We start from the raw sequence: 19,555 nt of genomic DNA, 5'->3' as shown, positions 1-19,555 counted from the left end.
CACCCCGCCTTCCAGGGCAGGCTCGAGACCCACCTGACCGACCTCTGCATCCGCCACCACCGGCGACTCAGCCCATACGTGCGAACAACGTCGAGGAGAATGAGGATCTTTGCTGCCTCCTCACTCGCATGTCCGTCAATCACCGGTGCGCTTCGGTGGCGCCCCCTCTTGGCCTTCGGCGCATTGAGGAGAGCCACGAAGTGTCTGGGTTTCACGCGACCCAGCTAGGCGCGAACTTCGAACAACCTAACGGAGTCCTATTAGGCAGTATCGCGGCAACAGCCCGCACGCATGGTGGCGACGAAGAAGTCGCTCGACTTCGCCCGGGGGCACGCGCGCTTCGCCACGGACACACCCCCACCCCTCGTGGACCTTCCTCGCTTGGGGAGCCTCCGCTTGCATGTACGCGAGGGATCAGTCTCGCACTACCGGAATGATGTGCTGTCCGTACGCGTCGATGGTCGCTTCCCGGGCGTCGTGCATGTCGTAGACAGCGAACTGGTCAACGCCGAGATCCCGCAGGGCGCGCAGCTTCTCGACGTGAGCCTCGACGGGGCCCAGAAGGCAGAAGCGGTCGACGATCTCGTCGGGGACGAAGTCGGCGGACGGATTCCCGGTACGGCCGTGGTGACTGTAGTCGTAGCCCTGGCGGGACTTGACGTACTCGGTCAACTCGTCCGGGACCATCGAAGAGTGCTCCCCGTAGCGGGAGACCAGGTCTGCCACGTGGTTGCCGACCATCCCGCCGAACCAGCGGCACTGGTCGCGCGCGTGCGCCAGGTCGTCGCCCACGTACGCCGGGGCCGCCACGCAGATGGTGATCGCGGAGGGATCCCGGCCTGCCTCGGCCGCGGCCTGGCGGACTGCCTTGATCATCCACTCGGTGAGGTAGAGGTCGGCGAGCTGCAGGATGAACCCGTCCGCCTTCTGCCCGGCCAGGGCCAGCGCCTTGGGTCCGTACGCCGCCATCCAGACGGGCAGCTTTCCGTCGCGGATCCACGGAATCCGCAGTGGCTTGCCGTCCACCTCAGCTTCGCGCCCCTCGGCGAGATCACGGATGACGTCGATGGCCTCGCCGAGGCGGGCGAGTGTGTTGGGAGCGCGCCCGGCGACCCGCATCGCCGAGTCCCCGCGGCCGATCCCGCACACGGTGCGGTTGCCGTACATGTCGTTGAGCGTGGCGAAGGTGGAGGCGGTGACCTCCCAGGTGCGGGTGCCCGGGTTGGTGACCATCGGGCCGACGTGCATCTCCTGGGTGTGCTCCAGGATCTGGCTGTAGATGACGAAGGGCTCCTGCCACAGCACGGCGGAGTCGAACGTCCAGCCGTAGCGGAAGCCGTTGCGCTCGGCACGGCGCATGAGGCTGACGACCTGTGAGGCGGGCGGGTCGGTTTGCAGGACGAGGCCGAAGTCCATACGGGCGGCTCCTTACAGGCGTTACAGGTACTGGCAGGTGGAGCGGGGGATGAAGACGCCGTGGCCGGGCCGGCCGGCGTACTCGCGCCGGTCGATGACGAGTTCGCCGCGCGAGAGCACGGTGTCGACGCGTCCGGTGATCCGCCTGCCCTCGTACGCCGAGTAGTCCACGTTCATGTGGTGCGTCTCGGCGGAGATGACCTGCTCGGCGTGCGGATCGTAGAGGACGATGTCGGCGTCGGAGCCGGGCGCGATGGTGCCCTTCTGCGGGTAGAGGCCGAACATCCGGGCCGGGGTCGCGCAGGCGATCTCGATCCAGCGGCGGCGGCTGATGTGCCCGTCCAGGACGGCCTGGTGGAGCAGGTCCATCCGGTTCTCCACCCCCGGCAGCCCGTTGGGGATCTTGGAGAAGTCGCCGCGGCCCAGCTCCTTCTGGCCCCGGAAGCAGAACGGGCAGTGGTCGGTGGAGACCACCTGGAGGTCGTTGGTCCGCAGCCCCCGCCACAGCGCCGCCTGGTGCTCGCGCGGCCTCAGCGGGGTGGAGCAGACGTACTTGGCACCCTGGAAGTCGGGCTCGGCGAGGTTGTCGGTGGACAGGAACAGGTACTGCGGGCAGGTCTCCCCGAAGACGGGCAGGCCCTTGTCGCGGGCCGCGGCCAGCTCGGCGACCGCCTCCTCCGCCGAGACGTGGACCACGTACAGCGGGGAGCCCGCGACCCGGGCGAGCTGGATGGCCCGGTGGGTGGCCTCGGCCTCCAGGAGCACTTTGCGGACCTCGCCGTGGTGACGGGGGTCGGTCTCCCCGCGGGCCAGGGCCTGTTCGACGAGGACGTCGATGGCGATGCCGTTCTCGGCGTGCATCATGATCAGCCCGCCGTTGCCGGAGGCCCGCTGCATGGCCCGCAGGATCTGCCCGTCGTCGCTGTAGAAGACGCCCGGGTAGGCCATGAACAGCTTGAAGGAGGTGACCCCCTCCCCGACCAGCAGGTCCATCTCCTTGAGGGTGCCCTCGTTGACGTCCGAGAGGATCATGTGGAAGGCGTAGTCGACGGCGCAGTTGCCGTCGGCCTTGGCGTACCAGGTGTCGAGGCCCTCGCGCAGGGCGTGGCCCACGCTCTGCACCGCGAAGTCGACGATGGTGGTGGTGCCGCCCCAGGCGGCGGCCCTGGTTCCGGTCTCGAAGGTGTCCGAGGCGGAGGTGCCGCCGAAGGGGAGCTCCATGTGGGTGTGCGCGTCGACCCCGCCCGGGATCACGTACTTCCCGCTCGCGTCGATCGTACGGTCGGCCGTCCAGGCCGCGGCGGCCGCCGAGCCGTGCGCGGCGAGGGCCGCCACCCGGCCGTCCTCGATCAGGACGTCCGCGTGCAGTTCGTCGGCGGCCGTGACGACCAGGCCGCCGCTGATCAGGGTGCGGATGCTCATGTACGTCCCCCTACTGGATGGTGCGCAGAGCCTGTTCGAGGATCTCGGCGCCCTCTTCCGCCTCTGCGACGGTGAGGGAGAGCGGCGGCGCGATGCGCAGCACGCTGGTGTCGTGGCCGCCGCCCTTGCCGATCAGCAGGCCGCCCGCGCGGGCGGCCTCCAGGACGGCTGCGGCCGCGTCCGGGTCGGCCCGGTCGGTGCCGGGCCTGGTCAGTTCCAGTCCGGCCATCAGACCCCGGCCGCGTACTTCCCGTACGGCGGGCACGTGGGCGGCGACGGCCCGCAGCCGGTCCAGGAGGAGGCCGCCGACGCGGCGGGCGTTGCCCTGGAGGTCGTGCTCCAGCAGGTACGTGAGGTTGGCGAGCCCGGCCGCCATGGTGACGGGGGAACCGCCGAAGGTGGAGATGGAGTTGGAGTCGAGGCAGTTCATCACCTCGGCCCGGGCCACGACCCCGCCCACCGACATGCCGTTGCCGATGCCCTTGGCGAAGGTGAGGATGTCCGGCGGGCCGTTCTGGGCGTGGGCCTGCCAGCCCCAGAAGTGTTCGCCGGTGCGGCCCCAGCCGGTCTGCACCTCGTCGCTGATCCACAGGATGCCGTGCCGGTCCAGGACCTCGCGGAGGGCCCCGTACAGGCCGTCGGGCGGGGAGGTGAACCCGCCGACGCCCTGGATCGGCTCGGCGATGAGCGCGGCCACTCCCCCGCGGGCCTGGCCGAGGACGTCCTCGAGGTCGGCGACGGCCGCGGCGGTGAAGGCGGTGTCGTCGAGGTCCGCGAAGGGGCCGCGGGTGCGGACGGCGCCGTGGACGTAGTACGTCTGGAGCGGCGAGAGGCTGGTCGGGGACCAGCCCCGGTTGCCCGTGATCGACACGGTGGAGAAGGACCGGCCGTGGTAGCTGTTGCGCATCGCCAGGATCTGGTTGGAGCGGCGGTAGGTCGTCGCGAGCAGCAGCGCGGTGTCGTTGGCCTCGGTGCCCGAGGTGGTGAAGAAGACCCGGGCGTCGGGGATGCCGGAGAGCGCGGCGACCCGTTCGGCCAGCTCGATCATCGGGCGGTTCAGGTACAGGGTGGAGGAGTGGATGATCCGCCCGGCCTGTTCGGAGACGGCCTTGGTCACCTCGGGCAGCGCGTGGGCGGTCATCGTGGTGAGGATGCCGCCGAAGAAGTCGAGGTAGCGGTTGCCGTCGGCGTCCCAGACGTGGCGGCCCTCGCCGTGGGTGAGTTCGACGGGGCGGTCGTAGTAGAGCGCGAGCCAGTCGGGCAGGACGGCGGCGTGGCGGCTGTGCAGGGGCATCGGGTTGGTCACGGCTGTACGAGCCCTCCGTAGGCGTCGGGGCGGCGGTCGCGGTAGAAGGCCCACTGGTCGCGGACCTCCTTGATCAGGTCGAGGTCGAGGTCGCGGACGAGGAGTTCCTCCTCCTTGTCGCTGGCGACCTCTCCGACGAACCGGCCGCGGGGGTCCACGAAGTAGCTGGTGCCGTAGAAGTCGTTGTCGCCGTACTCCTCCTGGCCGACGCGGTTGATCGCGGCGATGAAGTACTCGTTGGCGACGGCCGCGGCGGGCTGCTCCAGCTGCCACAGGTACGCGGACAGGCCGCGGTGGGTGGCGGACGGGTTGTAGACCAGCTGCGCACCGGCCAGCCCCAGTTGGCGCCAGCCCTCCGGGAAGTGCCGGTCGTAGCAGATGTAGACCCCGACCCTGCCGACGGCGGTGTCGAAGACCGGCCAGCCCAGGTTGCCCGGGCGGAAGTAGTACTTCTCCCAGAAGCCCTTGACCTGGGGGATGTGGTGTTTGCGGTACTTGCCGAGGTAGCTGCCGTCGGCGTCGATGACGGCGGCGGTGTTGTAGTAGAAGCCGGCGCTCTCCAGCTCGAAGACCGGGACGACGATGACCATGCCGGTCTCGCGGGCGAGCTCCTGCATGCGGCGGACGGTCGGGCCGTCCGGGACGGCCTCGGCCCAGCGGTAGTGCTCGGGCTCCTGGACCTGGCAGAAGTAGGGGGCGTTGAACACCTCCTGGAAGCCGATGATCTGCGCGCCCTGGGCGGCGGCCCGCCGGGCGTGCTCCTCGTGTTTGGCGATCATCGATTCGGTGTCTCCGGTCCAGGTGGCCTGGACCAGCGCGGCGCGGACGACTTGGGCCATGAGCTGCTCCTCGCGACGGGAACGCCGGGTTCTACGCACGTAGACGGTGTCCGTAGGGAGTAGAACGTAGGCCTCGGCACAGCGCGGGGCAAGACCGCGTTGCGCGGTTGGAGTAGTCGATCAAGTTACGTCGCCCAGCGGTCGTTTGCGGTCAGGCGGCGGGCGGTTTACGCCGTGGCGATACCGGCCACGCGGAGGGCGTGGACCAGGTCCCGATGGTGGGTCGCGGAGGTCTCCGCGGCGGCCTGGAGCAGCCGGGGGGCGAACCACCTCGGGTCCCGGCGGGCGAGTGCGGCGGCCTCCTCCGCGGTGCGGACCCGGACGAAGGCGCCGAGCAGGGTGTCGGCCTCGCGGGTCCGGCCGGAGGCGCCGAGAGCGAGCGCCGCGTCAGCGATCTCGGCGGTGGGGCGGGCCACGCCCTGGCGCAGCAGCCGGTCGCAGTCGGCCTCGCGGCCGGACTCGCCGAGGGCGGCCGCGGCCGCGGCGAGCCGCTCGGGCGGCAGCGAGGCCACCTCCCAGAGCAGGGTGGCCCAGTCGGCCGCGAGCCCGGCGCGGGCCAGCCGGCCGGCGAGGCCGGGCAGCTGGTCCGCGGGCCAGGCGGCGATCTCGCAGAGCAGCGCGTGGGCCTCACCGCCGCGGCCCTGGGCGCGCAGCGCGGTCAGCTCCCCGACGACCTCCCGCGCGTCTCCCGACGGGGGCCGGGCCGTCGGCGATTCGGCGGTCGGTGCCGGGGTCGGGGCCGCGGTCGGGGTCGCGGTCGGGGTCGGGGCCGCGGTCGGGGTCGCGGTCGGGGTCGGGGCCGTCGCGGCGGGGGGTTCGGGCGCCGTCGGCCCCCGCCCGAACCGGGCCCCGCGCGGCGCGGGCACGGCGAACTCCGCCGCCCCGTCCTGCTCGCCGCCCCCTAAGGGGTGTCCGGGCGGCGGCGCGAAGCCCTGCGCGGCGGACTCCGCCATCCCCGCGTACCGCGCACCCCCGGCCCGCCGTCCCCGCAGCCACCGCCCCTCGGCCCGCCCCACGGGCCCCTGCCCGTCCGGCGCGGCACCGGGATCGGCCACGTCCGACGCCGCCCCCTCGGGAAGCGGCCACCCCTCGCCTTCGGCGGGCGCCCAGGCCGGGGCGTGCACATGAGCCGCCGCCGGGGGATCCGCGGGCGGCCGGGAATCGGCGTCCGCACGGGCCGGCGCCGGGGCCTGCGCGTGACTCCGCACCGGGGCTCCCGTGGGCGGCGGCGCCGGGGGCCAGGGGCGTGGGGTGCGCTGGCGGGGGACTCCGGGGAGCGGGGATCCCGGGGTGGCGGCGGGCCCGTGGGCTGCCAGGCGGCTCGCCAGGTCCTCGTGGCGGGCCGTGGCACGGGCCTCGTCGTCGTGGGTCCAGGAGAGCTCCCGGGCGAGGGCGTCCGCCTCCACCGGGTCGGCGGCCGCGCCGAGCCGGGCCGTCAGGTTCCGCACGGCCGCCTGCGCCGCGGCCCGCTGCGCGGCCGCCGCCGCGTGCTCGGTGCGGAGCCGCTCCGCGGCGCCCGGCAGCCCGTCCCACGCGCCGACCGCCGAGGCCCGCAGCCGGGCCGCGTACGCGCCCTCCCGCGCCGCGAGCTCCTCGCCCCGCGCCGCCGCCAGATCCCGCAGGAGCGACTCGACCACGTCCCACGGGGGCAGCGCGGCCCCGTCGAGACAGGCCCGCACGCCGTCCGGGTCCCGGCGCAGGAACTCCCCGTACCAGCCTGCCCCGGGATCCAGCCTCTGGGTCAACCCCCTCAGGTACTCGGCGAACTGACCGATCTCCAGCGAAGTCGAGGTCTCCATGGCCGCATTGGATCCCAGCCGTGTTACGGGCGGGCTACGGGCACCTCAAAGCTTGACGGCGATCGCGGTGTGCGGCCGGCGGCCCCGCCGCGCCAGCATCGCCGGGACGTCCACCGTCCAGAACTGCCAGGTGTACTTGCGCATCATGAGCCCGCGCACCCGCTTCAGGCCCGCCTCGTCGAGCAGCCGGGCCTCGCCCTCCCGCGCGGGCACCCCCTCCGCCAGGCGTCCGCGCACGTCGCAAGGCGTGACGGTGACCCGCCCGTTGTTGCGGATCCGCTTGACCTTCCACGAATCGCTGCGCGTCCACACGTACAGCTCCGCACCGTCGGCGACCGCCCACACCGGCGTCGCCACGGGCGTGCCGTCCTTGCGGAAGGTGGTGAGACTGACGTAGCGCGCCTTGCCCAGCTCTGCGAGGTCCATGCCGGAACCCTAGGGGGTCTCCACCCGCGGCCGCCCACCGGCCACCGGCTACCGGCCGCGTGCGCTCGCGCCGGGCTTGGCCGACGGCGAGGCCCGGCCGTCGGGCGCGGCGCAGGCCGCCATCAGCAGGCCTCCCGCGAGGAGCGCGCCGAGGAGTCCGAAACCGAGTCGCTTGGATGCGTTCGTGGCTGACACGCCCTCACGCTTGCCCCGCGCCCCGGCGGCCCCACCGCCGATTGGGCCGTTCGGCCTCGGGACACTCCCTTCAGGCGGGTGTTCTCAGGCAGGTACGGCCACGGCCGCCGGCACCGGCGCGCAGCGGCGCAGCACCTCGTCCAGGGAGAGTCCGAGCACCTCGGCGAGCGCGGCCACCGTGAAGAAGGCGGGGGTCGGCGCGCGGCCGGTCTCGATCTTGCGGAGGGTTTCGGCCGAGAGTCCGGCTCCGGCCGCGATCTCGACCATGCTGCGCGGACCGCGCGCCTCGCGCAGCAGCGCGCCCAGGCGCTCGCCGCGCTCGCGCTCTTCGGGGGTCAGGGGGGTGCGGACCATGCCTTCATCCTACCCCGCCCGCCAATAAGTATCCCGTTACAGTTATACCGGTATAGTTATTGGCATGGTGGAACTCAAGACGGACAAGTCGATCGACGAGATGCGTGCCGCCGGCCGCGTCGTCGCCCATGCCCTCGCGGCCGTAAGGGAGACCGCGCGGGTCGGACTCTCCCTGCGGGACCTGGACGAGGTGGCCCGCGGCGTGCTCCGGGAGGCGGGCGCGGCCTCCCCCTTCCTCGGCTACCGGCCGAAATTCGCCCCGGTGCCCTTCCCCGCCGTGATCTGCGCCTCGGTCAACGACGCCATCGTGCACGGCATCCCCGGCGGCTACCGGCTGCGCGACGGCGACCTGGTCAGCATCGACTGCGGGGCCCGGCTCGGCGGCTGGGTCGGCGACGCGGCGGTCACCTTCACCGTGGGCCGGGCCCGCCCCGCCGACCTGCGGCTCATCGAGACGGCCGAGGCGGCCCTCGCCGCCGGCATCGCGGCGGCCGTGCCCGGCAACCGGATCGGCGACATCGCCCACGCGGTGGGCACCGTCTGCCGCGCCGCCGGCTACGGCATCCCGGACGGCTTCGGCGGCCACGGCGTGGGCCGCCGCATGCACGAGGACCCGGGCGTGCCGAACGAGGGCCCGCCGGGACGCGGCATGAAGCTGCGCCCCGGCATGGTCCTCGCGATCGAGCCGATGCTGACCGCGGGCGGCACCGACGACTACACGTGCGACGGGGACGGCTGGACCCTGCGCACCGCCGACGGCAGCCGCGCCGCGCACGCGGAGCACACGGTCGCGATCACCGCCGACGGTCCGAGGATCCTCACCGCTCCCTGAGCCGGCCCGGCGGCCCGGCAGCCGTCCGGCGCTCCCGCGTCCCGCGCTCCCGTGCTCCGTGCTCCGTGCTCCTACGGCCTGCCGTGCGGGTGGACGACCATCGCCGAGCCACCGCCCCGGCGGCTCGTCTCGGCCGCCGCCAGCCAGCGTCCGTCCGGCAGCCGCTGCACTCCGGTCGCGGCGCCGATCTCCGGGTTCTGCCGGAAGCCCTGGCCGAGCGCTTCCAGCTCCGCGCGCAGCGGACTGTTCCACAGTCCCGGCTCCAGCTCGGTGGTGGTCTGGTTGCGCTGGCTGGCCCGCGGTGCGGCGATCGCGTCGACCAGCGGCAGGCCCCGGTCCAGATGGCCGGTCAGGGTCTGCAGGACGGTGGTGATGATGGTGGCGCCGCCCGGGGAGCCCAGCGCGAGCACCGGCCGCCCGTGTTCGAGGACGATCGTCGGCGCCATGGAGGACCGCGGCCGCTTGCCGGGACCGGGCAGGTTCGGGTCCGGGACGCCGGGCGCGGCCGGGGCGAAGGAGAAGTCGGTCAGTTCGTTGTTGAGCAGGAAGCCGCGGCCCGGGACGGTGATCGCGCTGCCGCCGGTGGACTCGATGGTCAGGGTGTAGGACACCACGTTGCCCCAGCGGTCGGCGACCGTCAGGTGGGTGGTGTTCTCCCCCTCGTACGTGGTCGGCGCCGCCTGCCCGGTGGTGGCGCACGGCGCCGGATCGCGCGGGTCCCCCGGGGCCAGCGGACTGGTCAGCGTCCGGTCGGGCTCGATCAGGCAGGCGCGCGAGTCGGCGAACCGCTGCGAGAGCAGTTCCCTCGTCGGCACGTCCTCGGCGGCCGGGTCCCCGACCCAGCGGCCCCGGTCGGCGAAGGAGATCCGCGAGGCCTCGATGAAGCGGTGCAGGTACTGGGCCTCGGACAGCCGCGAAAGGTCGGTGCCCTCCAGCATGTTGAGCGCCTCGCCGACGGTGGTGCCGCCGGAGGACGAGGGGGCCATGCTGTAGACGTCCAGGCCCCGGTAGCCCACCCGGGTCGGGTCCTGCCGCTTGGTCCCGTACGCGCGCAGGTCCGCGGCGGTCAGGTCGCCGGACCGGACGTTGCGGGTGGCCGCGGGGTCCACCGGGGGCTTGCGGACGGCCCGCACGATGTCCTCGGCGATCGGCCCCCGGTAGAGCGCGCCGGTGCCCTTGCGGGCGAGTTCCGCATAAGTGGCGGCCAGGTCCGGGTTCTTGAAGGTGGAGCCGACCACCGGCAGGGCTCCGCCGGGCAGGAACAGCTTCCGGGTGTCCGGGAAGTCCCGGAACCGGGCCTCGTTGGCCTCGGTCTGGGCGCGGAAGGTGGCGTCGACCGTGAAGCCGTCGCGGGCCAGTTTCTCGGCGGGCTTCAGCAGTTGGCGCAGCGGGCGGCTGCCCCAGGCGTCGAGGGCGCTCTTCCAGGTGGCCGGGGTGCCGGGCACGCCGACCCCGCGGCCGCTGGTCTGGCCCTCGGCGAACGGGATGGGCTGGCCGTTCTCCTGGAACAGCTCGGCGGTCGCCGTGGCGGGCGCGGTCTCGCGGCCGTCGATGGTGTGCACGCGGCGGGACGCGGCGTCGTAGTAGACGAAGTAGCCGCCTCCGCCGATGCCCGCCGAGTAGGGCTCGGTGACGCCGAGCGCGGCGGCGGTCGCGACCGCCGCGTCCACGGCGTTGCCGCCGGAGCGCAGCACGGCGATCCCGGCCGCGGAGGCGTCGGGGTCCACGCTGGCGACGGCCCCGCCGTAGCCGGCGGCCACGGGCACCTTGGGCGGGGTGCCGGTGCCCGGCGGGGCGGCGGCCCCGGTGGAGACGAGGGCGGCTACGAGGGCCAGGAGCGGTAACGGGCGGGCGGCGAAACGGTGCATCCGAACCTCCATCGGCAGCGTGCGCCGAGCCTATCGGGCGCGCTGTCGCCCCGTCAGGGCACCGGGCCGCGGCGGGCGTCGCACGGCGGCGGAGACCGGCCGGTGAACCCCGGGGCGGGATGCCCTAGCATCCCGCGCATGAACGACGACGTGCGCAACATCGTGCTCGGGGTGATAGCCACCGCCCTCAGCGGCGGGTTCGGCTGGTTCACCCGGACCTACCAGTGGCGCCGCGCGCTCCGCCGCAAGCAGGCCTTCTTCGGCCTGCCGACCGGCTCCGACTGCCTGTTCGTGGTCAACCGGCAGATGGGCGGCACCGATTCCTCGCTGCACCGCAACGACGCCTTCGCGCTGCTGGAGATATCCGCCCTGATCAAGGACTGCGGGGCGACCGTGCAGATCGTCACGCACGACGCGGCCCGGCAGGGGTTCGGCGACCGGGCCGAGTTCTGTGTCGGCGGGCCGGTGTCCAACACCCGGACGACGGCGCACCTGCACTCGATGCTCCCGGGGGTGCGGGTCGACGTCTCCACCGAGCCCGGGCCGGACCGGGGTTCGATCAAGGTGGGCGGGGAGACGTACCGCTGGGAGAAGGGACTGGCCGAGTTCGTGCTGCTGGCGCGGCTGACGACGGGGCGGGGCTCCCGGCCGGTGTTCCTGCTGTCGGGGCAGACCGCCAACAGCAACCAGGCCGCGGCCCGCTACCTCGCCCGGCACCACCGGGAGCTGGCCCGCCGGTACGGGGGCGAGTCCTTCTGCGTCGTGCTGAAGGTGGTGAACTCCGATGCCTACGGGCCGGACGTGACCGAGCTGGTGGCGGATGTCACCGGGCCCGCGCGGACACCCGCAGCGGCAGCCGTGTGATCCCGTTGATGAAGTTGGACACCAGCCGCCGGGGCGGGCCGGCCAGTTCGGGCGCGGGCATGGCCGTGCACCACTCCTCGTAGAGGACGCGCAGCTGGAGCCGGGCGAAATGGGCGCCCAGGCAGACGTGCGGGCCGTCGCCGAAGGAGACGTGCGGGTTGGGCGCGCGGCCCAGGTCCAGCCTCGCGGGGTCGGTGAAGACGCGCTCGTCGTGGTTGGCGGAGGCGTGGAAGACCACGACCTTGTCCCCGGCCCTGATCCGCTGTCCGGCCAGTTCGGTGTCGGCGGCGGCGGTCCGGCGGAAGCTGAGCACCGGCGGGTGGACGCGCAGGAGTTCGTCGACGGCGCGGCCCGGCGGGACCGCGCCCCCGGCCAGCGCCCGGTACGCGTCGGGGTCGCGGGCCAGTGCGAGCAGGCCTCCGGGGGCCGCGCTGCGCACGGTGTCGTTGCCCGCGACGGTGAGCAGGAAGAAGAACATCTCCAGCTCGGCCGGGTCCAGTCCGGCGTGGGCGAGGGAGGTCATCACGTCGTCGCCGGGGTGCGCACGCTTGTACCCGGCCAGTTCGCGGGCGTACGCGAACATCTCGCCGAGCAGCGCCGGGGACCGCGGGTTGAGCGGCTTGCCGTCGGGGCCGAGCCGGGGCGCGGGCGCGTCCTCGGGGTCCTGGTAGCCGATGATCCGTACGGTCCACTCCAGCAGCAGGGCGCGGTCGGCGGCCGGGACGCCCAGCAGGTCGGTGAGGTTGACCAGCGCGTACTCGTCGGTGACGGTGCGCACCAGGTCGGCGGCTCCGTCCTCGGCCCCGTCCCGGGCAGCGGCGAGCAGGGTCCGGGCGCGTTCGCGGACCCGTCCTGCGAAGGCGTCGACGCGGGCGGGGGTGAAGGCGCGGGAGACCAGCCGCCGCAGCATTCCGTGGTCGCCGGAGGCCTTGCCCGGGTCCTGGTTGAGCATGGTGCGGCGCAGGAAGGGCAGGTCGGCGGGGTCGGGGTCGCGGATCTGGGTGGCGCCGAGCCAGGAGGAGTAGGTGCGGTGGTCGCGCAGGACGGTGACGACGTCGGCGTGCCGGGTGACCGCCCAGAACCCGGGGCCGGCGGGCCAGCCCTGGATCTCGGGCTCGGCCTGCCAGGCGACCGGATGCCGCTCGCGCAGCAGCCGGTACCGGTCGTGGGGGACGCCCTCGGCGTAGATCCGGGGGTCGAAGACGTCGGGGACGTCACCGGCGTGATCCATGGGACCACGGTGCGGGCCGGGGAGCCCGCTACGCAAGGGGACGGTCGGCGGCTCCCTCGCATGCGGCCGGTTCGAGGTCGAGTGCCGCGTCGGTCCCCTTGAGGGCGACGGTGAACCGGTCGCCGCGACCGCCGGTGGTGACGAGGGTGCACACCAGCTGGCGGCGGGCGGTCGGCGTCAGGTCCGCGGCCGCGAACGGCAGCTGGACGCGCATCACGTCGCGCGTCGGGAAGGTCACCACCGAGGTGTCCAGGCGTCGGCCGTGGACGGACGGCACCTGGGTGGTGAGGCCGGCCGCCAGCTCCCGCTCGCCGGGCCCGTCGAGCAGCCGGGTGAGTGCCTGGAGCGGCGCGAGCGTGGGTACGTCCCGCTGCGGGGACGGTACGAGGTGGCCCTCCGGCGAGACGAAGTAGAGCACGGCGGAGCCGTCGGGGACGGGCACGTCCACCGTGGCGGCGGAGCCGCTGTCGACCGGTCCGGTGGGTTTGATCCCGCATCCGGCGAGCAGCAGCGGTCCCAGCAGGGCCGCCGCGGCGGCCGCCGCCGCCCGGGTCCGGGTCCGGGTCGGGCTCATGCGCGGGCCTCCAGCGGCATGTCGAGGGTGAAGACCGCTCCCCCGGCGGGCCCGTTCCCCGCGCGGAGCGTGCCTCCGTGCAGGCGCACGTTCTCCTGGGTGATGGCGAGGCCGAGGCCGCTGCCCGCCGAGCGGGTGCGGGCCGCGTCGGCCTTGAAGAAGCGGTCGAAGATGTGCGGGAGCACCTCGGGCGCGATACCGGGTCCGCTGTCGGCGACCTCGATGAGCAGCCGGTCGCCCCCGCCGTCCGGCCCGGGGCGGGTGCCCACGGTGATCCGCACGGGGGCGCTGCCGTGCCGGAGGGCGTTGCCGACGAGGTTGGCGAGGACCACGTCGAAGCGGCGCGGGTCGAGCCGGGCGCGGACCTCGTGGGGCAGATCGGTGACGGTGACCACCCGGCCGTCGTCCCAGTGCCGGCGCTCCAGGCTCTTCCCGACGGCTTCGGCCAGGTCCACGTCGTCCAGGTTGAGCTCGGCGGCGCGGGCGTCGAAGCGGGATATCTCCATCAGGTCCTCGACGAGGACGGCGAGTTTCCCGGTCTCGGCGCTGATCAGCCGCAGCGCCTTCGCGGTGTCCGGGTCGAGCTGCTCGGCGTCCTCGTCGAGGACCTCGGTCACGGCGAGCATCCCGGCGAGCGGGGTGCGCAGTTCGTGCGAGACGTCGGCGGCGAAGCGGCGGGCCCGGGCCTCCGCCTCCCGGAGCTCGGCGACGGACTGTTCGAGGGCGCGGGCCGTCTCGTTGAAGGTACGGGCGAGCCCGGCGAGTTCGTCGGCGCCCTTGACCTCGATACGGGTGTCCAGGCGGCCCCGGCCGAGCCGCTGGGCGGCCCGGCGCATGTCCCGTACCGGGCGGAGCACGCTGCGCGCGGCCAGCAGGGCGGGGATCAGGGCGATGGCGAGGCCGGGGACGGCGCCCTGCTGGGCGGCGTCGACCATGGCCTTCACCGTGGCCTCTTCGGCGTCGAGCGGCATCGTGGCGAAGTAGACGACGCCGGTGGCCTGGCGGAGCCCGCGCTGGGTGAACACGGCCGGCATGCCGACGACGAGGTAGGGGTTGCCGGAGCGGTCCTCGACCCGCTGGAACGCGCCGTGCGGGTTGGCGGTCACCCGTCGGCGGAGCGCCTCGGTGACCACGCCGGAGGTCGCGGGGGTCCCGTTGGAGGAGGCCCGCAGGGTGCCGTACTCGCCGAAGATCGTCCAGGGGTGCGGTTTGCCGCGCTTGGCGATGTCGCTGACGCTCAGCTGCAGCTGCTGCTGGTCCACGGGCAGCTCCAGCGGCTGCTGCTGCTCGATCTGGTCGCGCAGGGTGGCGACGGCCGTGTCCTGGGTCTGGGTGAGGATCGCGTTGCGCGCCTTCTGGTAGGTGAGGGCGGCCGTGGTGCCCGCGCAGATCGCCGCGACCAGCAGGAAGGCTGCGATCAGCCGGGTGCGGAGCCCGAGCGGCGCCGTGCGTCTCACGATCGCCTACAGGGGACCGAAGCGGTAGCCGAAGCCGCGCACGGTCTGGATGTAGCGGGGGCCGTGGTCCGGGTCCTCGACCTTGTGGCGCAGGCGGCGTACGCAGGCGTCCACCAGCCGGGCGTCGGCGTGGTAGCTGTGGTCCCAGACGAACTCGAGGAGCTGCTGGCGGGAGAAGACCTGCTCGGGCGAGGCCGACAGGTGCAGCAGGAGCTTGAGCTCGCTGGGGGCGAGGGGGACGCGCTCGCCGTTCTTGGCGACGGTGAGCCCGGCGCGGTCGACGGAGAGCTCACCGTGCTGCTCGACCTCGGTGCGGCTGCCCGCCGGACTGCTGAGCCGGCGCAGTACGGCCTTCACCCGGGCCTCTATGACCTCGGTGCGGGCGGGTTTGACGATGTAGTCGTCGGCGCCGGCCTCCAGACCGATGACTATGTCGAAGTCGTCGCCGCGCGCGGTGAGCATGATGATCGGCACCTGGCTGGTCTCGCGGATCCGGCGGCAGACCTGCACGCCGTTGATCCCGGGCAGCATCAGGTCGAGCAGCACCAGCTCGGGGCGGAAGCTCGCCATGAGCTCGAGCCCGGCCTCCCCGGTCTCGGCGGCGCTCACCTCGTGGCCGCGCCGGCGCAGGCCGAGGCCCACGCCCTCCCGGATGGATGGGTCGTCCTCGATCAGCAGTACGCGTGGCATCCGGTCAGTATCCCAAGCTGGTTCGGCGGCTTGCCTCCGGCTATCGGCCGATCCTGCGCCGCAGGGAGCCGAGCTGGTCGGTGATCTCCGTCAGGCGCAGCGGCCCGGCGAGGAGGACGACGACGAGCAGCAGGGCGACGGTTCCCGCCCCGACCGCGGCGAAGTCGCCGAACGGGCCGGCGGCGCGGGCGGCCGCGTACCCGGCGGCGGCGGCCGGGGCGCAGGCGGCCAGCAGCCGCAGGTGCGTGCGTACGGCGGTGGCGCGCAGCTCGCTGCGGGTGCCGGTGCGCGGGCCGAGCCGCCGGGAGAGGGCGTACGCGGTGACGGCGGCGCCCGCGGTGAAGGCGACCGAGGACGCTCCCGCCATGCCGGTGACGGCCCAGCGCAGGGGCAGCAGGAGGTAGGCGGCGTACGACAGCCCGGCGTTCAGCGCGACGATCACCAGGTTCAGGAAGAACGGGGTGCGGGTGTCGGAGAGGGCGTAGAAGCCGCGCGAGAGCACGTACTGCGCGGAGTAGGCGACGAGGCCTGGGGCGAAGGCGATCAGCATGCCCGCCATGGCCTCGATGTCGGCGGGGCCGGTGCGGCCGTACCCGTAGACGGCGCCGATCACCCAGGGGGCCAGGGCGGCGAAGATCACGGCGGCGGGGACGACGAGCGCGGCGCTGGAGCGCAGCGCGTAGGAGACGTCCTTGCGGACGCCTGCGAGGTCGCCGTCGGTCGCGGCGGAACTCATCCGGGGCATCAGGGCGGTGACGAGGGAGACGGTGATGATGCCCTGGGGGACGACCCACAGCTGGTAGGCGTTGGTGTAGGCGGCGTAGCCGGCGCTGCCGGCGAGGTCTCCGACGGTGGTGGAGAGGCGGGTCACCACCCAGTAGGCGATCTGGTTGGTGAACACGAGCAGGACCAGCCAGCCGGCGTTGCGCAGCGGGCGGGTGAGGCCGCTGCCGCGCCAGTCGAAGCGGGGGCGCCAGCGGAAGCGGGCGGCGCGCAGCGAGGGGACCAGGGCGAGGGCCTGGATGACGATGCCGGCGGTGGTGCCGATGCCCAGCAACCGGGTCTCGGAAGCGGTGAGGCCGTCCGCGGAGCCGTGGGAGACGTACAGGAACAGCCCGAAGACGCCGATGACCACGAAGTTGTTGAGGACCGGGGTCCACATCATCGCGCCGAACCGGCCGCGGGCGTTCAGCACCTGCCCGAGCAGGGTGAAGAGCCCGTAGAACAGGATCTGCGGGAGGCAGAAGCGGGCCAGGGCCACGGTGGTGCTCTGCTGGGCGCCGGTGTACGAGGGGGTGTACGCGCCGACGATCACAGGGGTGGCGAGCACGGCGGCGGCGGTGAGGACCACGAGCGCCACCGTGCAGGCGGTCAGCAGCCGGTCGGTGTAGGCGGCGCCGCCGTCCCGGTGCTCCTTGGCGGCGCGGACCAGCTCGGGGACGAAGACGGCGTTGAGGGCGCCGCCGATGAGCAGCATGTACAGGATGTTGGGGACGGTGTTGGCGACGGCGTAGCTGTCGCCGAGCAGTCCGGCGCCCAGCGCGGCGACGACGACGGCGGAGCGGACGAAGCCGGTGGCGCGGGAGACGACCGAGCCGGCCGCCATGAGGGCGCCGCTGCGCAGCACCGAGGCGCTGCCGCGCGCCGCGCCGCTGCCGGTGTCCTCGGCGGCCGGTCTGGTGTCGGTGGCCGTCACCGGCGGGCCATGTAGGCCTGGAACGCCTTGTAGAGCGCCGTGTTGGCATATCCGTCCATCGGGGTCTCCCATTCGCCCAGCGTCTCGACGACCTGCCCGCCGGTGCCGAGCTTCCAGCGCAGCAGTCCGAAAGAGCGTTCGTCGGGGTCGAGGGTGGAGGGTACCCCGCGCATGTCGTATTCGTCCGCTCCGAGGGTGTGGGCGTCGCGCATCATGCGCCACTGAAGGGCGTTGCTGGGCCGTACTTCGCGCCGGTGGTCGGCGGAGGCGCCGGTCTGGTACCAGACCCGGCTCCCCGCGACGATCATCGTGTGCGCGGCGAGTATCTCGCCCTGGTGGATGCCCAGGTAGAGCCGCATGCGGCCGGGCTGCTCGGCGTTGAGGACCTCGTACTGCCGCTGGTAGTACGCCAGGGAGCGGCCCAGCCGGAAGCCGTCGCGCTCCTCGGTGATCCGCAGCAGCCGGTAGAACTCGGGCAGGTCGGCGGCGCTGCCGAGGACGGTCTCCACTCCGGCCTTCTCCGCCTTGCGCACGTTGCGGCGCCACTCCTGGTTGAGGCCGGACCACAGGTCGTCGAGGGTGCGGCCGGCGAGGGGGACCCTGAAGACGTGGCGGGGCTGGGCGTCCCCGTCGTCCTCGCCGCCGCAGCGCTTCCAGCCGCGGGTGCGCAGCCGGTCGGCGAGGGCGGTGCCGACCGGGTCCACCTCGGTGGCGAGGACGTCGGAGATCTGCCGGCCGGTCCCGGTGGCGGACTTGACGGTGGCCGCGTCCCAGCGCCGGTAGGCGGGGGTGGGGCCGATGCGGACGGCGAAGGCCCCGGCCGCCTTGAGGTGGCGCATGAGGGGGTTCAGCCAGCGGTCGACGTGCGGGTCGGCCCAGTCGGCGACGGGCCCCTCGGGGAGGTAGGCGAAGTATTTCCGGGTGCCGGGGAATTGGCGGTAGAGAACGAGTCCGGCACCGGCGATTTCACCGTCGGGACAGTGCCATCCGACCCTTTCCGAGCGCCAAAGGTCCTTTACCTCGGCCCACGAGGGGTACTGAAGAAAGCTGGCCCGGCCGTGCCGGGAAAGGAACCGCCGGTACTCGGGGACGGACAGGGCGCGCACCCGGAGCTCCTGGTCCTGGTCCTGCTGGGCGGGGGTCACGAGCAGTGCACACACGGCTGACGGCCTTCCTCTACGTCCGGCGGGCGGGGGTGCACAGCACTCTCACAGTTGTCCATGACCGAAGTGCGCGGCGATTGTGACCGGACGATGACCGTTTCGCTGCGGTCCATGTCACAACCGAAAGCACGATCTTTTCGGCGGTTTTCGCAACCTAGAGTCGTTCCGTTCGCATCTACGTTTGCGAACGATCACTCTTTCCCGCTACTCGAAGGGACCCTTCGTTGAGCCGCATACGCCGTACCGCCATGGCGAGCACCGCACTCCTGGCCGCCGCGCTGACCGCCTGCTCGGGCGGGAGCGGGAACGGGGACGGCGCGGCCGGCAAGGCCGACATGAAGCCGAAGCCCGACATGGCGGTCTCGGTGAACCTCACGGGCGATCAGGTGAAGGCGGGTCAGCCCGTCACGGTGACCATCGCCGAGGGCAAGCTCTCCCAGGTGACGGTCACCGACGCCAAGCAGGCGGAGCTGCCGGGGAAGATATCCGACGACGGCAGGACCTGGACCTCGGAGCGCAACGCCGCACCCGATTCCGAGTACAAGGTCGAGGCACGGAACATCGAGAGCCAGAGCGCCACGGCCCAGTTCAAGACCTCCGCCGCGGACAAGGTGAACAAGGTCTCGATCAACATCCCCAAGGGCAGCACGATGGGCGTGGCGATGCCCGTCTCGATCGTGTTCGACAACCCGGTGACGAACAAGGCCGAGGTGGAGAAGCAGCTCAAGGTGACGTCCTCGAACAACACCGAGGGCTCCTGGGGCTGGTTCAAGGACTACTCCGGCAAGGACCGGGTCGACTGGCGGCCCAAGGAGTACTGGAAGTCCGGCACGGACGTGAAGGTCGAGATGAAGCTGAACGGCGTGGACTCCGGCAAGGGCGGCGGCCTCTTCGCCAAGGACTACAACACCGAGTTCAAGATCGGCAAGGACCGCCGGATGGAGGTCAGCCTCGACACCAGGAAGATGAAGGTGACCGAGGACGGCCAGGTGGTCGAGACGATCCCGATCTCGGCCGGCACTCCGGGCGGCAAGAAGGCCTCCTGGTCCGGGAAGATGGTGCTGATGTCGAAGGAGGGCACCATCCGGATGGACTCCCAGACGGTGGGCCTGGGCGACGCCTACGACAAGATGGTCGACTACTCGATGCGGCTGACCTGGTCCGGCATGTACGCGCACGCCGCGCCGTGGAACGACTCCAACTTCGGCCGGGCCAACACCAGCTCCGGCTGCGTCGGGATGAGTGACGCCAACGCCAAGGACTTCTACGAGAAGGTCCAGGTCGGCGACCCGTTCGAGGTGGTCGGCGAGGGCTCCAAGGGCAACGCCGACATCGGCAACGGCTACGGCGAGTGGAACCTGTCCTGGGACCAGTGGAAGGGCAAGAGCGCGCTGAGCGGCACCCCGCAGAACGGCTGACCGGC

Annotated in this window: 18 protein-coding genes; 3 read left to right on the top strand and 15 right to left on the bottom strand. The window is 72.8% G+C overall.

The features are described from left to right. Nucleotides 1-414: 414 nt before the first annotated feature. The 8 genes from ACTVZO_RS32120 to ACTVZO_RS32085 form a co-directional block, all read right to left on the bottom strand. Entirely contained in the window at nucleotides 415-1,416 is a 1,002-nt protein-coding gene (locus tag ACTVZO_RS32120; RefSeq protein WP_443301657.1) for a TIGR03842 family LLM class F420-dependent oxidoreductase, read from the bottom strand. Nucleotides 1,417-1,437: 21 nt separating this feature from the next. Beyond that, nucleotides 1,438-2,838: a dihydropyrimidinase gene (gene hydA / locus ACTVZO_RS32115; RefSeq protein WP_443301656.1), complete on the bottom strand. Its 1,401-nt coding sequence runs from the start codon at nucleotides 2,836-2,838 to the stop codon at nucleotides 1,438-1,440. 10 nt (nucleotides 2,839-2,848) lie between these two features. Then, the gene (locus ACTVZO_RS32110) at nucleotides 2,849-4,132 is read right to left on the bottom strand and encodes an aspartate aminotransferase family protein (RefSeq protein ID WP_443303334.1); all 1,284 of its coding nucleotides are present in this window, start codon (nucleotides 4,130-4,132) and stop codon (nucleotides 2,849-2,851) included. A gap of 8 nt (nucleotides 4,133-4,140) precedes the next feature. Then, a complete protein-coding gene (locus tag ACTVZO_RS32105; protein ID WP_443301655.1) occupies nucleotides 4,141-4,983 on the bottom strand; it encodes a nitrilase-related carbon-nitrogen hydrolase in 843 nt (280 codons plus the stop codon). Between the two features lie 167 nt (nucleotides 4,984-5,150). Beyond that, the gene (locus tag ACTVZO_RS32100; RefSeq protein WP_443301654.1) at nucleotides 5,151-6,782 is read right to left on the bottom strand and encodes a hypothetical protein; all 1,632 of its coding nucleotides are present in this window, start codon (nucleotides 6,780-6,782) and stop codon (nucleotides 5,151-5,153) included. 45 nt (nucleotides 6,783-6,827) lie between these two features. After that, entirely contained in the window at nucleotides 6,828-7,208 is a 381-nt protein-coding gene (locus ACTVZO_RS32095) for a PPOX class F420-dependent oxidoreductase (protein WP_443301653.1), read from the bottom strand. A gap of 48 nt (nucleotides 7,209-7,256) precedes the next feature. Then, nucleotides 7,257-7,403: a hypothetical protein gene (locus ACTVZO_RS32090; protein ID WP_443301652.1), complete on the bottom strand. Its 147-nt coding sequence runs from the start codon at nucleotides 7,401-7,403 to the stop codon at nucleotides 7,257-7,259. Nucleotides 7,404-7,487: 84 nt separating this feature from the next. After that, nucleotides 7,488-7,757, bottom strand: a complete 270-nt coding sequence (locus ACTVZO_RS32085) for a helix-turn-helix domain-containing protein (RefSeq protein ID WP_443301651.1) — start codon at nucleotides 7,755-7,757, stop codon at nucleotides 7,488-7,490. Between the two features lie 64 nt (nucleotides 7,758-7,821). On the opposite strand from ACTVZO_RS32085, the gene map reads away from it, so the two are divergent. Further along, entirely contained in the window at nucleotides 7,822-8,589 is a 768-nt protein-coding gene (map, locus tag ACTVZO_RS32080) for a type I methionyl aminopeptidase (RefSeq protein ID WP_443301650.1), read from the top strand. A gap of 71 nt (nucleotides 8,590-8,660) precedes the next feature. On the opposite strand, the gene ggt is transcribed toward map, so the two are convergent. Next, nucleotides 8,661-10,457: a gamma-glutamyltransferase gene (gene ggt / locus ACTVZO_RS32075; protein ID WP_443301649.1), complete on the bottom strand. Its 1,797-nt coding sequence runs from the start codon at nucleotides 10,455-10,457 to the stop codon at nucleotides 8,661-8,663. Nucleotides 10,458-10,595: 138 nt separating this feature from the next. Here ggt and ACTVZO_RS32070 point away from each other — a divergent pair, with 138 nt between their 5' ends. Beyond that, on the top strand, nucleotides 10,596-11,321 hold the full coding sequence (locus ACTVZO_RS32070; protein WP_443301648.1) for a hypothetical protein: 726 nt from the start codon (nucleotides 10,596-10,598) through the stop codon (nucleotides 11,319-11,321). Here the strand turns inward: ACTVZO_RS32070 and ACTVZO_RS32065 are convergent. From ACTVZO_RS32065 to ACTVZO_RS32040, 6 genes are read right to left on the bottom strand one after another with little or no spacing between them, the layout of a single operon-like run. Further along, nucleotides 11,281-12,552, bottom strand: a complete 1,272-nt coding sequence (locus tag ACTVZO_RS32065) for a cytochrome P450 (RefSeq protein WP_443301647.1) — start codon at nucleotides 12,550-12,552, stop codon at nucleotides 11,281-11,283. The genes ACTVZO_RS32070 and ACTVZO_RS32065 overlap by 41 nt on opposite strands. A gap of 28 nt (nucleotides 12,553-12,580) precedes the next feature. Then, the gene (locus tag ACTVZO_RS32060) at nucleotides 12,581-13,126 is read right to left on the bottom strand and encodes a hypothetical protein (RefSeq protein ID WP_443301646.1); all 546 of its coding nucleotides are present in this window, start codon (nucleotides 13,124-13,126) and stop codon (nucleotides 12,581-12,583) included. Continuing rightward, nucleotides 13,123-14,583, bottom strand: a complete 1,461-nt coding sequence (locus ACTVZO_RS32055; RefSeq protein WP_443301645.1) for an ATP-binding protein — start codon at nucleotides 14,581-14,583, stop codon at nucleotides 13,123-13,125. The genes ACTVZO_RS32060 and ACTVZO_RS32055 overlap by 4 nt, the downstream gene beginning before the upstream one ends. Nucleotides 14,584-14,589: 6 nt before the next feature. After that, nucleotides 14,590-15,273: a response regulator gene (locus tag ACTVZO_RS32050; protein WP_443301644.1), complete on the bottom strand. Its 684-nt coding sequence runs from the start codon at nucleotides 15,271-15,273 to the stop codon at nucleotides 14,590-14,592. A 40-nt stretch (nucleotides 15,274-15,313) separates the two neighbouring features. Then, nucleotides 15,314-16,969, bottom strand: a complete 1,656-nt coding sequence (murJ, locus tag ACTVZO_RS32045; RefSeq protein ID WP_443301643.1) for a murein biosynthesis integral membrane protein MurJ — start codon at nucleotides 16,967-16,969, stop codon at nucleotides 15,314-15,316. Beyond that, entirely contained in the window at nucleotides 16,966-18,129 is a 1,164-nt protein-coding gene (locus ACTVZO_RS32040; protein WP_443301642.1) for a lipid II:glycine glycyltransferase FemX, read from the bottom strand. Before ACTVZO_RS32040 ends, murJ begins: the two co-directional genes overlap by 4 nt. 251 nt (nucleotides 18,130-18,380) lie before the next feature. Here ACTVZO_RS32040 and ACTVZO_RS32035 point away from each other — a divergent pair, with 251 nt between their 5' ends. Continuing rightward, on the top strand, nucleotides 18,381-19,550 hold the full coding sequence (locus tag ACTVZO_RS32035) for an Ig-like domain-containing protein (protein WP_443303333.1): 1,170 nt from the start codon (nucleotides 18,381-18,383) through the stop codon (nucleotides 19,548-19,550). The last annotated feature ends 5 nt before the right edge of the window (nucleotides 19,551-19,555 follow it).

This window comes from Streptomyces sp. IBSNAI002, from assembly GCF_052244475.1.
Classification (GTDB): domain Bacteria; phylum Actinomycetota; class Actinomycetes; order Streptomycetales; family Streptomycetaceae; genus Streptomyces.
This window is presented reverse-complemented; position numbering and strand designations above follow the sequence as displayed.

Excerpts from the sequence above, each read along its gene's own strand:
- ACTVZO_RS32120 (WP_443301657.1), bottom strand. The coding sequence starts at position 1,416 with ATGGACTTCGGCCTCGTCCTGCAAACCGACCCGCCCGCCTCACAGGTC.
- hydA (WP_443301656.1), bottom strand. The coding sequence starts at position 2,838 with ATGAGCATCCGCACCCTGATCAGCGGCGGCCTGGTCGTCACGGCCGCC.
- ACTVZO_RS32110 (WP_443303334.1), bottom strand. The coding sequence starts at position 4,132 with ATGCCCCTGCACAGCCGCCACGCCGCCGTCCTGCCCGACTGGCTCGCG.
- ACTVZO_RS32105 (WP_443301655.1), bottom strand. The coding sequence starts at position 4,983 with ATGGCCCAAGTCGTCCGCGCCGCGCTGGTCCAGGCCACCTGGACCGGA.
- ACTVZO_RS32100 (WP_443301654.1), bottom strand. The coding sequence starts at position 6,782 with ATGGAGACCTCGACTTCGCTGGAGATCGGTCAGTTCGCCGAGTACCTG.
- ACTVZO_RS32095 (WP_443301653.1), bottom strand. The coding sequence starts at position 7,208 with ATGGACCTCGCAGAGCTGGGCAAGGCGCGCTACGTCAGTCTCACCACC.
- ACTVZO_RS32085 (WP_443301651.1), bottom strand. The coding sequence starts at position 7,757 with ATGGTCCGCACCCCCCTGACCCCCGAAGAGCGCGAGCGCGGCGAGCGC.
- map (WP_443301650.1), top strand. The coding sequence starts at position 7,822 with ATGGTGGAACTCAAGACGGACAAGTCGATCGACGAGATGCGTGCCGCC.
- ggt (WP_443301649.1), bottom strand. The coding sequence starts at position 10,457 with ATGCACCGTTTCGCCGCCCGCCCGTTACCGCTCCTGGCCCTCGTAGCC.
- ACTVZO_RS32070 (WP_443301648.1), top strand. The coding sequence starts at position 10,596 with ATGAACGACGACGTGCGCAACATCGTGCTCGGGGTGATAGCCACCGCC.
- ACTVZO_RS32065 (WP_443301647.1), bottom strand. The coding sequence starts at position 12,552 with ATGGATCACGCCGGTGACGTCCCCGACGTCTTCGACCCCCGGATCTAC.
- ACTVZO_RS32060 (WP_443301646.1), bottom strand. The coding sequence starts at position 13,126 with ATGAGCCCGACCCGGACCCGGACCCGGGCGGCGGCGGCCGCCGCGGCG.
- ACTVZO_RS32050 (WP_443301644.1), bottom strand. The coding sequence starts at position 15,273 with ATGCCACGCGTACTGCTGATCGAGGACGACCCATCCATCCGGGAGGGC.
- ACTVZO_RS32035 (WP_443303333.1), top strand. The coding sequence starts at position 18,381 with ATGGCGAGCACCGCACTCCTGGCCGCCGCGCTGACCGCCTGCTCGGGC.